This window comes from Bythopirellula polymerisocia (assembly GCF_007860015.1).
Classification (GTDB): domain Bacteria; phylum Planctomycetota; class Planctomycetia; order Pirellulales; family Lacipirellulaceae; genus Bythopirellula; species Bythopirellula polymerisocia.
On sequence record NZ_SJPS01000004.1, the window covers coordinates 467,403 to 480,051 of the forward strand.

General features: G+C 54.2%; 9 protein-coding genes. 1 reads left to right on the forward strand and 8 read right to left on the reverse strand.

Annotated elements, in window-relative coordinates:
* Positions 1–5: 5 nt before the first annotated feature.
* The gene (locus tag Pla144_RS14715) at positions 6–3,077 is read left to right on the forward strand and encodes a VWA domain-containing protein (protein ID WP_146451436.1); all 3,072 of its coding nucleotides are present in this window, start codon (positions 6–8) and stop codon (positions 3,075–3,077) included.
* A gap of 11 nt (positions 3,078–3,088) precedes the next feature.
* Here the strand turns inward: Pla144_RS14715 and Pla144_RS14720 are convergent, their stop codons facing one another.
* The 8 genes from Pla144_RS14720 to nuoK form a co-directional block, all read right to left on the reverse strand.
* Positions 3,089–3,595 (reverse strand): hypothetical protein, encoded by a 507-nt coding sequence (locus Pla144_RS14720; protein WP_146451437.1) that lies wholly within the window; start codon positions 3,593–3,595, stop codon positions 3,089–3,091.
* 55 nt (positions 3,596–3,650) lie between these two features.
* Positions 3,651–4,706 (reverse strand): DUF1559 domain-containing protein, encoded by a 1,056-nt coding sequence (locus Pla144_RS14725; RefSeq protein WP_146451438.1) that lies wholly within the window; start codon positions 4,704–4,706, stop codon positions 3,651–3,653.
* Positions 4,707–4,872: 166 nt separating this feature from the next.
* Positions 4,873–5,667 (reverse strand): ABC transporter ATP-binding protein, encoded by a 795-nt coding sequence (locus tag Pla144_RS14730; protein WP_146451439.1) that lies wholly within the window; start codon positions 5,665–5,667, stop codon positions 4,873–4,875.
* A gap of 104 nt (positions 5,668–5,771) precedes the next feature.
* Positions 5,772–6,209, reverse strand: coding sequence for a hypothetical protein (locus Pla144_RS14735; protein ID WP_146451440.1), 438 nt, complete (start codon positions 6,207–6,209; stop codon positions 5,772–5,774).
* 23 nt (positions 6,210–6,232) lie between these two features.
* Positions 6,233–7,966, reverse strand: coding sequence for an NADH-quinone oxidoreductase subunit N (locus Pla144_RS14740; protein ID WP_197530702.1), 1,734 nt, complete (start codon positions 7,964–7,966; stop codon positions 6,233–6,235).
* Positions 7,967–8,022: 56 nt separating this feature from the next.
* Positions 8,023–9,837, reverse strand: coding sequence for a complex I subunit 4 family protein (locus tag Pla144_RS14745; RefSeq protein WP_146451442.1), 1,815 nt, complete (start codon positions 9,835–9,837; stop codon positions 8,023–8,025).
* A 39-nt stretch (positions 9,838–9,876) separates the two neighbouring features.
* Positions 9,877–12,279, reverse strand: a complete 2,403-nt coding sequence (nuoL, locus tag Pla144_RS14750; protein WP_146451443.1) for an NADH-quinone oxidoreductase subunit L — start codon at positions 12,277–12,279, stop codon at positions 9,877–9,879.
* Positions 12,280–12,285: 6 nt separating this feature from the next.
* The gene (gene nuoK, locus Pla144_RS14755) at positions 12,286–12,645 is read right to left on the reverse strand and encodes an NADH-quinone oxidoreductase subunit NuoK (RefSeq protein WP_146451444.1); all 360 of its coding nucleotides are present in this window, start codon (positions 12,643–12,645) and stop codon (positions 12,286–12,288) included.
* Positions 12,646–12,649 lie beyond the last annotated feature (4 nt).

The window sequence follows — 12,649 nt, forward strand, 5'->3', positions numbered from 1 at the left end:
CAGTCATGTGGGAACACAGTTTCACCTTTGATAGCCCGGGCTACCTGCTGCTCTTGTTGCTCCTGCCGCTGATGTGGTGGTGGAGTTACGATAGCCTCTCGGGGCTCGGCTATTGGCGCCGACTGGCAGCATTGGTGTTTCGCTCCTTGGTGCTCACGGTGATCGTCCTTTCTCTGGCCGACATTCAGTATCAGCGCCGAAATGACCAGCTCACGGTCATTTATCTCTTAGACCAGTCGCTTAGCATCCCGACCGACGATCGGCAGGATATGGTGGAGTTTGTGAACGACTCGATCATGGAGCACCAGGACGAGAGTCGCAATGATCGTTATGCGGTGATCGTGTTCGGTAAAGACGCGGCCGTCGAGATGCCGCTGGTGAATGTGCAGCTTCCGCTACCCACGCGCACCGAAGCGATTCTTGATCCTGAGTACACCGATTTGGCGACGGCTATTCAGCGCGCCAAGGCGATGTTCCCAGCGGACGCCGCCAAGCGGATTGTCATTCTCTCCGACGGCAACGAAAACCTGGGCAACGCTCGTCGTGAGGCACGTTCAGCGTCAGCCACCGGCGTGAGCATCGACGTGGTGCCGGTGATGCTCTCGGCACGTGGCGAAGTGTCGGTGGAAAAGTTGGATGTGCCTGCCAATGCTCGGCGCGGGCAGCCGTTTCAAATGCGTGTCGTCATGCGCAACGACGCACCGGAAGGCTCCGCTCGGCCCGTCAAAGGCAAACTGAGAGTCATCCGCAAGACAGGTGACCGCGAAGACCCCATCATCGAACAGGACATCGAAGTTCCCCCCGGCAAGCGAGTTTTCACTGTCCCCGAGGAGATCGACCTGCCCGATTTCTACACTTACGAAGCGCGCTTCTCGCCGGACGATCCGGCGGCAGACGGGATGACTCAGAACAACACTGCCTCGGCCTTTACCCACGTGCGGGGCAAGGGGCACGTCCTGCTGATCGAAAACTGGGAGAAGCAAGGTGAGTTCGATTATCTCGTGGATCGACTCCGTGCTGAGGATATCACGGTGACTGTCACGACCACCGATCGACTTTTCAGTTCGCTGGCGGAGTTGCAGCGTTATGATTCGATCATCCTGACCAATGTCTCGCGCAGTTCGGGAACTGACGCGGACAATGTGTCCAGCTTCAGCGACGACCAGATCAGCATGCTGGAGAGGAATACTCGTGAACTCGGGTGCGGGCTGATTATGCTCGGCGGCCCGGATACGTTTGGCGCGGGTGGTTGGACCAACACCGAACTAGAAAAAGTGATGCCGGTCGATTTTGAAATCAAGAATGCCAAGGTGACGCCGGTCGGTGCCCTCGTGCTCATGATGCACGCAGGCGAGATGCCTCAAGCGAACTATTGGCAGAAACGAATTGCGTTTGAATCGATCAAGATGCTCGGCAGCCGTGACTATTGTGGACTCGTGCAGTGGAATGGCAACGACAGTTGGCTCTGGGGAGCGAGCCAGGGGGGACTGATTCGGGTCGGCCCGAATCGCAAGATGATGCTCGGCCGCGTCGATCAAATGACCATCGGAGACATGCCCGCATTCGATGGAGCCATGAAAATGGCGGCGACCGCCTTCGCCGGGGTCAAAGACGCCGCAGTAAAACACATGATTATCATCAGCGACGGGGACCCCCAACCCCCGACTACCGCGACGCTCAATCTGCTCAAGCAACAACAAGTCAAAGTGACGACCGTGGCAGTCGGATCTCACGGAACACTTGGTAGCCAAGAGATGCAGAAGATCGCCACTTTCACCGGTGGCAAGTATTACGAAGTGAAGAGTGCCAACGCACTGCCGAAGATTTATCAGCGCGAAACTCGGCGGATTGCTCGGCCTTTGGTGTATGAGCCCAAGCCACCGGTGCAACCACAGATCGTTTCGCAGCACGAGATTTTGGATGGATTCGAGGGAGGTGTGCCGCCAATCAGCGGCTTTGTGCTTACGAGTGTGAAAGACAATCCGCTCGTGGAGGTAATCCTCCGTTCGCCACAACCCACAACCGAGAAAAATGCGACTGTGTTGGCCGCCTGGACTTATGGGGCAGGCAAGGCAGCCGCGCTGACCACTGACGCCGGCAAACGCTGGGCTTCCGATTGGACGAGTTGGGACAACTACGACAAATTCTTTAGCCAACTCGTTCGCTGGTCGATGCGACCCACCGACGACGCGGGGATCTTCAATATCGCTACCAATGTCCGCGATGGTTCGACGGAGGTGATCGTGACTGCGCTCGATGAGGACGATCAGTTCCTCAACAACCAGTCGCTCAGCGGCACGGTCGTGGCCCCCGACATGACCTCGATCCCGTTCCATATCGAGCAGACTGCACCTGGTCGCTACACGGGCGAATTCCCTTCGGAGCTGGCTGGCAGCTATCTGGTGGTAATCAACCCCGGTTCTGGAAAAGCCCCGATCCGCACTGGCGTGAATGTCGGATATTCAGCCGAGTATCGTGACTACCAAACCAACATGGCTCTGCTACGGACGCTGGCCGAGCTCGCCCCCAAAGACGCTCCGCGCGGCACTTTGGTTGAGTCAGGACTTAACGCCACAGAGGCAGAACTAGTCGAGGACGAAAACCCCTTCCGCCGCGACTTGCCGCCGGCTATTTCGAACCAATCAATCTGGCCGTGGCTGATCGTGATCGGTAGCTGTATTTTTCTCGGTGATGTGTTTGTTCGCCGCGTGCAGATCAACTTCCTCTGGATGAATGTTTTCCTGGCAAAGGTGCGGGACAAATTGCTCCGTCGCCAGCGAGAGGCTCCTGTGCCGGAAACAATCGGCCGCCTCCGCAGCAAGAAACAAGAGATCGGCCAACAAATCGAACGCCAGCGTTCTGCCAGCCGATTCGAAGGGACCGCCCAGAGTGCGACTGGTCCTTCGCCCCTTGCCAAAGAACCCACGACCGCGCCGACACCAACGAAGAAACCCACGCCGACAGCCGACCAGCTGGATGCACCCACCCCAGAGTCTTATACCGAGCGGCTACTCAAAGCGAAGCGGGATGTGTGGAAGGAGCGTGGAGGTGATCCACCATCAGAGAAAGAGAAATAAAACCTCTTCCCTCAGCGTTGTCGAATATCATCACGATTGGTCTGCGGAGGCTGAAACTTTCCTGACCAGAGATTCTCGTATTCAGCCTCGTCGACTTCACGCTGGGTCATATCTAAAAATCCAACCATCCGATTCCCGTCAATTCCGACGGATTCAAAGATTACCGGCTCGGAACTACCCATCGCACTACCTACAACCGAGTACCGAATCTTAAACGGCTCGCCATCACGTTCGTTGACAAACAACTCGTCGATGGCATTGGGGTCTATGCCGATTCGGGTGAGTTTCTGGGGATTATACGAGCGAAGGAAATTTTTGAAGCCTGCTTCGTCGGCAGGTCCCTGCCAGTCATGCTTCATCTGGTAGGTAAAGTAGAGATTTGCGAGACGCTGAATATTGTTTTTATTGACTTTGGCAATGGCCTCGTTCACATCGAGTTTTCGGCCGCATCCGGGGATCAGGCTGAGAATTAACAGGCAACTGACAATTGCAAGGGGTAATCGGCAGATTTTTTTCATGTGACTTTCACAAGAGTACGAATTAGGCAAGCCAGAATGAGAGCGACACGAGGACCTATAATTCGGCTGAGGATACGAGAGACCCATCGGCTCTCTTTCCTAGGTGGTCAAGCATAAGAAGATCAGCTGAATCAGAAATGGTATGCGTCGATCCGTCGCCGTAAACAGTATTGATGATTCCTGGGTGAGCAGATCCGAATCCGAATTCTTGCGACTGACCGCCACTTCTCTCATCGTCACCTCGAATCGGAACTTCCGGGGACGGACTCGCTGAACCTTGTGTTAGTGCGCCGAACATTCTCATCACTGGCCAGTCTGCTCCCGTGTAATATCCGTATACTTCCCAAAAAGGCCAAGGACTAGAGCTGGGGATTGTCCAGAATTTACTCTGAACAGATTTTTCGGCTAGGAGAATGGTGTTCGAAGTTCCATCCTCAATTGAAGCAAAATCGACTTCGCCGAATTTCCAAATCTGCGGAGGACTTTGATTCTTTTTTACCTGACCACCCTTAACTAAGATGCCTGTCCACACGGCAGTCTCCTCATTGGGATTTGGTGCGACAGTATCCTGCCAGGCAAATCCTTGCCACCCTGGATCATTCCAACTCGCCATGACACCTGCATAGTCGCCCAGTGCGTAGATGTCCGTGCCGATAGTGGCGATTCGGCCGGAACGCGTCGGGCAGTTGAATGCCGACACAGGAATCTCGGCGAGCCCTGTCTCGACAAAGCCCGCATTCAGGTTGCCATCCCCACGTCGCATATTGGCTAGATTCTGTTGTTCGATATAGGGAAGTATCTGGTACATCCAACTGGCATTCTCGTAGCCATAAGCAGGCTTCGAGAGATCGGCCCGATTCAGAAACTGCGATACGGCCCCACCAGCCGTGGGAAAGACTCCCTTGGCTGACTCAAAGTTGAGCATCCCCAGACCGAGCTGGCGAAGATTATTGATACATTGTGTGCGGCGGGCAGATTCCCGCGCCGCTTGTACTGCCGGTAGCAACAAGGCAACCAGTACCCCAATGATGGCGATTACCACCAGCAGCTCTACTAAGGTAAAACCAGTCAACGGCGAACGGTTGCCCGAGCGAGAAAGTCTAAGGCGCATCGAAAAGACTCCAGTAGACGAAAAGAAGGGATGAGTTACTTCATATTATACCAGACGAGTTCCATTGGGGAGTCGAAACACAGTGCGTGAAAATTTGTTTCACGAACTTGTGCGAGCCACCCCACATGCCAGATTTCTGTTGGGTGAAGTGCTGTTGTTGTAGAAGTTACTTCCACAAGGGCCAAAGTCGCCCCGCCACATTTTCCAGCTTATAAAGTGAGGTTTGATAGACTTCTTCGATTCTTGTTTTCGTCACCACTTCGTGTGTCCGGCCCGAGGCTACAATTCGACCTTCAGCCAGCATCAGGGTTTGGGATATGCAGGGAACGATCTCTTCGAGATGATGAGTTACGAGTATCGTGGTTGGTCCCGTAGTTTTGCTTACAACCTCATTGAGCCATCCGAGAAACCTTTCGCGCACCCCCGGATCCATCCCCGCACAAGGCTCATCCAATACTAGCAAGAATGGCTCAGCCATCCGGGCTCGAGCGATCAGCACTTGCTGCCGTTCTCCCTGCGATAACACTCCGAATGGTTTTGCAACTAGGTGGGAGCAGCTGAGCTGAGAGAGTAACGCACGTGCGTCGGCAAAATCTTGTTCCGAGGGCTGGTCGCCGAGAAAAAATTTGAGCCCCCATTGGCTTAGCCGACCTGTGACGACTGTCTCCAGAGCGGTTTCCTCCAATGGGATTTTGGTGGCTAATTCAGAAGTAACCCAGCCGATGCTCCTCCGTAGTTGCCTTAGGTCGAGCATTTCTTCACCCAAACGCAAGACTCTTCCCGAAGATGGCCAGAGATAACCGCAGGCAACTTCCAGCAGGGTCGTCTTGCCGGAGCCATTGGGTCCTAGTACAGCCCAATGCTCACCATCGTCAAGCATCCAATTGATGTCCGACAGGATCTGCGTTTGTTGTTGCCGATAACCGACGTTTTCGAATTCTAGGATTGGTGGGTTTGACACGACAAGAGCAGGCCTAAAAAACCGGTTCCTCAGGAAAGATGTTCGACTAACAAAGTTCTAAGGAAGTGATCTAATCGACCTTTGTCGACTGCAAAGAACAACCGTTAAGAAGCCGAGCTACTAGCAGGCAAGACTTCCTGCAGCGATTCGAGATGGCCCTTTGCCATGCCGAGTGCTTCTTCGCAGAGGGCTTTCGCTTCGGGGTAGGATTGCAGTTCGTCGATGAGGGCACGGATCGAATCAATGTCTTGCTGTTGGTAACCGATTGCCGCCGCGAGTTGATAGTCGATACTCAGGTCATGCGTGTCAGTGTATTCCATGGGAAACCCACCTGGGCGCAGAGGGGCTTCGGCGTCCACCAAGAGCACACCAATCCTCTCGGCCAAGACATCCTGATCGTGGACGATGGCTTCGATGGTGTCGACAATCGCTTCGCTACCAGGTGGCATGTAGGGCCGCGAGTAACGAATGTACTGGGGGAAAGATTTCCCCACGATGCCCAGCAATTGGTTCAGCAGATGGTAAAGCGAAGCTTGAAACATGTTTCCTCAATACCGTGGGCCAATTAGCTAAACAGTTGAGAGACGGCCAGATCGGTCCAGTTGGCCAAGGGGCCTGGGAGGATACCGAAGATCAAAACCGGCACAGAAACCACAAATACGAACGCCGCGGGCAAAAACCCTAGAGAGACCGCCCCGCGTGTGTCGGGTTCCGGGTCAATGCACATCGTCTTGGCCACGCGAAGATAATATACCAGCGCAATAGCCGTGTTGAGAGCGGCAGCAACCAGGACAAATGTCATCAACGGTCCACCGGCCATATAGAGTGCTTGCAACACCCGCAGCTTGGGCCAGAAACCAGCCAATGGAGGAAGACCAATCAAACTCACCAGGACGGCCGTCATCATCACCGCCGTCAGGGGGGAGGTGCGGATTAATCCAGCATAGTCAGCGATATCTTCACTGTGCATTTCATTCCGCAAGAACGCGACGATGGCAAAAGCTGACAAATTCATAAACAAGTAGAGAGTGATATACAATAATAGAGCAGAGACTGCCGTGCGGGCATCCACGACATCACGACCCGCCAAGGCAATCGCCGCCGCGACGGCCATCATCATGAACCCCGCGTGAGCAATCGTGGAATAGGCGAGCATCCGTTTGATGTTGGTCTGACCATAGGCCGCTAGATTGCCAAAAGTGCAGGAGACGATTGCGATCAATGATACCAGGATCACAAAGAATCGACGGACTGGCGAGAGTGGGCCGCCACCGACATGCGTAGCATCCTGAGAGTCAGCAACCTGTTTCACAAGCACGGCATTCTGTGTCGGGGCAGTTGTTTCATTTGCAGCGACTGCTATCACCCGAGGAGGGTCCGCAGAGTCGGCCACAGGCAGTTCGGCAGTGGTCAGCCCTAGACCTGCTCCGACACGCAGCAGCAACACAAGGGCTGCGGCTTTTGATGCTACCGACAAAAAGGCATCGACCTCGGCCGAAGCACCTTCAAAAACATCGGGACACCAAAAGTGGAAAGGCACCGCAGACAGCTTGAAGGCTAAGCCTACTCCCAGCATCAATCCGCCCAGCACCAGCACCATGACCGTCAGCCGACCCTCGGCAGTGGTAAGCAGATTGGGAATATCGAGATCCGCAAGACTTGCCGCCATCGTCGGCAAATGGGCTGAGCCCAAGACGCCAGTCAGTAGGCTAATGCCGTAAAGCATTACGCCAGCCGTGCCAGCTCCGTAGATCACGTACTTGAGTGCTGCTTCGCTGCTCCTCTGACGGCCCTTTACGATACCAGCGAGCACATAAGAGGGCACGCTCGCCATTTCTACTCCCATGAAGAGCATCATCATGTGGTTAGCCGAGGACATGATACACATGCCAAGTGTGGCACCTAAGACCAAAGCGTAGTAGTCTTGGCCGTCCTTCGCATCGGCAATGCCAGTCAATCTCGAGAGGATGATGAACAGCACGACAAACGACAACAAGAATATCCGGATAAATGCCGTGAGAGTGTCGTAGACCAACATGCCAGTGAACAACTCTTGCCGCGGCATGGTCGCCCAGGATTCAAAGCCTTCGGCAGGAAACGCCAAAATGAGCGCGGTTATCGAACCCAAAATGGCAATAAAGAAGGAGGGAATATATTCTCCTCCCTTGAAAATGCGCACGAACAGCAAGATGACAATCGTTGCACACAGAGCCAGTTCAGGCCGGAAAAACGGCAGGCTCATGTCAAGCGTATTGTCGACGAGCGAATCAACGACGTTTTGGAGGGTCACAGGTTGCACAGTGGAATGCTACTATTCGATTAAATTTGATTATGGTTATTCTTTAATGGCTGCAACTAACGTTGCCAAGCGTCGGCGACTTGGCCATCTTGTGAGCCCAACGGATTGGAAGCGGTGGCGCGGTTGTCGTGTTCCTCGGTCCAAACTGCTAGCCGGTCGATCTGCATATCCACCGAGGGCTGCATGTAGTTGAGTAGAGCCGTCGGATAAACTCCAAAGACAATGGCCAGCACCAATAACGGCACAGCGATGGAGAGCTCTCGCATCGTAATCGGAGTGATCGCTTCACCATGAGGGCCCTTGTACTCCGCACCTAGGTAAACCCGTTGGATCGCCCACAAGATGTAGCCCGCGGTCAGAATCACTACTGCCGCAGAGATGATGGCCAGGGCATAACTGTATTTCCAGACCGACAACACGACAAACACTTCGCCGATGAAGCCGCACAAACCGGGAAGTCCCAAGCCAGCGAAAAATATACCGACGGCCAGTCCGCTGTAGAGGGGCATTTTGGCAAACAGGCCACCAAACTTATCGAGATCACGATGATGTACGCGGTCGTAAATGACGCCGACCATAAAGAACATACCCGCCGAGCTGATGCCGTGGGCGATCATTTGGAACATGGCGCCGTTGGCACCCATCTTCCAGTAATCGGGATTGTAGCCTGTATCGGCGACGGCACTCCAAACGCCGAGTCCCAACACCACGTAGCCCATATGGCTCACGGAACTGTAGGCGACCATTCGCTTGAAATCTTTTTGAGCCAAGGCAGCAAAGGCACCGTATACCATACTCAGCACCCCGACGAAGCAGACAAAATAGGCCATTTGGTACCCTGCGTTCGGGCAAATTGGGTAGCAAATCCGGATAAGGCCGTAGCCACCCATCTTCAAGAGGATACCGGCCAGGATCATTGAGATCGGCGTGGGGGCTTCGACGTGGGCATCGGGCAACCAGGTATGCAGCGGCACGCTGGGGACCTTGATCACGAATCCAATAAACAGTAGCAAGAAAGCCCACCATTGCGTGCTCTTACCCCAAAGTGCCTCGCCATCAAACAGATCGGTATGCTGGCCCATCTGTTGAAGAGCAAGGATGTTGAACGTGTGTAATTGCTTTCGCTGAGTAAGATCGGCTTCTTTGGTGATCTCTGCATATCTCTGTGCGAGAGGCAAATCGCTCTCTTTCCACTTCTCAAACGATTGGGCAGCATCCCCTCCTTTTTCCACGGAGACAATGCCCGCATCGGCCAGTTGCTGGGCGTCGAGTCGCGTCAGGTCGCTGTTGAAGTACAGCATCAAAATAGCGATCAACATCAACACGCTGCCGACCAATGTATACAGAAAGAACTTAATTGCCGCGTATTCACGCCGCGGACCGCCCCAGACCCCGATGAGGAAGTACATCGGCAGAAGCATCACTTCCCAGAAGACGTAGAACAAGAAGAAATCGAGAGCCATAAAGACGCCTAACATGCCCGTTTCCAAGAGCAGGAACAGGATGCAGTAGCCCTTCACATGTTTGGTAATGGGCCAGGACGCTCCCATAGCCAGGACCGACAAGAATGCCGTCAGCACGACAAGTGGGAAGCTGATGCCGTCCATAGCCATGAAATACTGGATTCCGAAAGAGGGGATCCAATCGACGTTGAACAGGTTTTGCATCTCGGCGACACCCGCCTCAAAGTCGATAGGCGCTCCTGAGCGGAAGAAACCGAGCGTGAGGATGAATACAAAAATGGTCACCGCCAAGCTGATCAGCTTGTAGGATTCGTCTGCGAGGCGTGGCAACACGGCCAGCACCAAGGCTGCCACTGCGGGCAGGAAAACCAAGAGGCTCAGATAAACCTTCGGGTCGCTGAGTGTCATAGTATTGAGCTAGTGGTTAGTGGTCAGGGACTGAGGGAATCAACTTGTGGGGATGAAATAGGCCTGGACGATACTTATGGTCACAAACAGGGCCACCGTTCCGATGACGATGAACATCACGTATTGCCGCAGGCTGCCGGTTTGTATTTTTCGGAGCCAGAGTCCTAATCCCCAAGTACCGCTGGCTAGAGTGTTCACCGTGCCGTCGACGACCGTTTGATCGAACAGGGCATCAACCACCTTCGAGCAAGCCTTGCAGATTGCAGCGGAGGTGTGCAGGATCGAATCGATGATATTGCGATCGAACCAAGCAGCACAATGAGAGACAATTAGTGTCGGTTTGACGAACAAATAATTATAAAGTTCGTCAAAGTACCACTTGTTCCACAAGAATCCGTAGAGAGGTTTGAAGCTCTCCTTGAGTTCGTCGGGATTTAAGAGTCGCCATAGGTAGATAATGCTCGCCAATAATACACCCGCCAACGCCGTGCAGAAAGCAGCGATACCAGCCGGAATTTTGATCAAGGGGACATGGCTGTCGTGCTCGCTAGGAATCGTCAGGTTGGTCAGCAATTCCCCGTGCGTGGCAGAGAGAGTTCCCACTGGACGGCCTTGTTCCAGCAAGTCATTGACATGGAAAATGGGCCAGCCGATTCCTATTGCAAAAGCGGCCAACACAATCAGCGGACCAGTCATCACTCGTGGCGATTCATGGGCATGATCGTAGCGATGCGGATCGCTGGGCTGTCCTGCGAAAGTCATGTACCATAAACGGAACATGTAGAATGCGGTTATGAACGCACCTGCGACCGGAGCCCATTTGAGAATCGCATGTTGTGGGTTGACACTTCCAAAGCTCCAGGCCTGTTCAATGATCGCGTCTTTGGAGTAGTAACCGCTCAAGCCGTATACAGACAAAGGAAAGCCTGCACCGATAATCGCCAGACAACCGACAAGCATTGTGTAAGCTGTGATCGGCATCTTTTTGCGCAGGCCCCCCATAAAAGTCATGTCATTAGTATGCACGGCATGGATCACTGAGCCAGAGCACAGAAACAACAGGCCTTTGAAGAAGGCATGGGTAATCAAGTGGAACATTCCAGCAACCCAGCCACCCAAGCCAAGAGAAAGCATCATGTAGCCAAGTTGGCTCACCGTCGAGTAAGCGAGAACGCGTTTAATGTCGGTGGCTGTGATGGCGATGGTTGCCGCAATAAAGAGCGTGATACACCCGACGTAGGCGATGACCAACAGGGCTTCGGGCGAGAAACACGGGTAGAATCGACCGACCAAATACACGCCTGCCGCGACCATTGTGGCCGAATGCACCAAGGCCGAGACGGGGGTGGGTCCTTCCATCGCGTCAGGGAGCCAGACATGCAGAGGAAACTGGGCACTTTTACCCACGCAGCCGCAGAAGATACCGACCCCGGCGATAAAGAGGAGCCATTGGCCTTGGGTGTTACGCTTGGGGTCGATGGCCGGTGTTGCGGCGTCACCGGCGGAAGCATTGGGGTCGCCAGCAAACATGCGTTTTTGTTCGGCGATCATTCCAGCGGGGGGGGCGAGTTGGTATTCGCTTTCCTCAGGACGGAGCAGACTGAAGAGGCCTTGCTCGACTTCTCCCTTTTCGTTCTTCATGTCGCCGAAAGCGAAGGTGCCCACACTGGACCACAGGGCCATCATGCCGATGAGCATGCCGAAGTCGCCGATACGGTTGACGATGAAAGCCTTATTGGCGGCAGTCGATGCGCTGTGCCGTTCGATGTAGAATCCGATCAGGAAGTATGAGCAGATGCCGACCAGTTCCCAAAAGACAAACACCATCGCCACATTGCCGGCGATCACGATGCCGAACATGCTGAAACAGAACAGCGACAGATACTGAAAGAACCGGTAAAACCGACCCTTGCGATGCAGGTGCTCACCACTGGAGAGGGTCACTTCATGATCGACAAACTGCTCGTGCAGTTCATCGTGCATATAGCCCAAGGCATAGATGTGTACGCAGGACGCGATTACAGAAACCATACAGAACATGGCCACCGTCAGCGAGTCGATGTAATAGCCGATCGTAAGTTTGAGAGTGCCGAATTCGCCGAGGGAATACCAATCGCCGGTGTAATAGTCGGGGTGGGGGTTGTTCGAGTGGGAGTCCTTGGAATGGGACTCATCGGTCGCTGAAACAACCGCGCCGTCATGAGTGGAGGAGCTGTGCTCAGATTCATGAGCGGCGGGGAAATCATGGTTGGGAAGCCAGACGCCAAACATCGCGATCAGGCTGAAAATGGCCGAGGTGACGATCGCCAGCACGGATAAGTAGCCTGCCCCGATGCCGCGGGGGCCCATGTATTTACCGAACAGGACGATCAGCACGAATGACGCCAGTGGCACCAGCCAGGCGGCCATCAGAAGTACTGGTAATGTTGTGTCGGGATCCATTTTCGCTTAGCCGCGGAGTTGATCGGCGCGATCGACGTCGATCGAGTCATGGTTGTTGTAAAAATTGAGTGCGATCGCCAAAGCGACTGCCGCCTCGGCGGCGGCAAGTACGATCACGAACAAAGCCATCAGCTGCCCGTCGAGCCCCAGTGAGTGTCCATCATTGCGTAGGTACTGACTACCAAAAGCGACAAAGTTCAAGTTCGCCCCATTGAGCACTAGCTCGATCCCCATCAACACACCCAGGGCGTTGCGTTTGGTAGCCATACACAAGGCACCGCAGATGAACAGGATCGCGCCGACGGTCACATAATGGGCAACACCCACTGGTTCGGACAGCAAATTGGCGAGTGGAAAGTTAAACATCTTC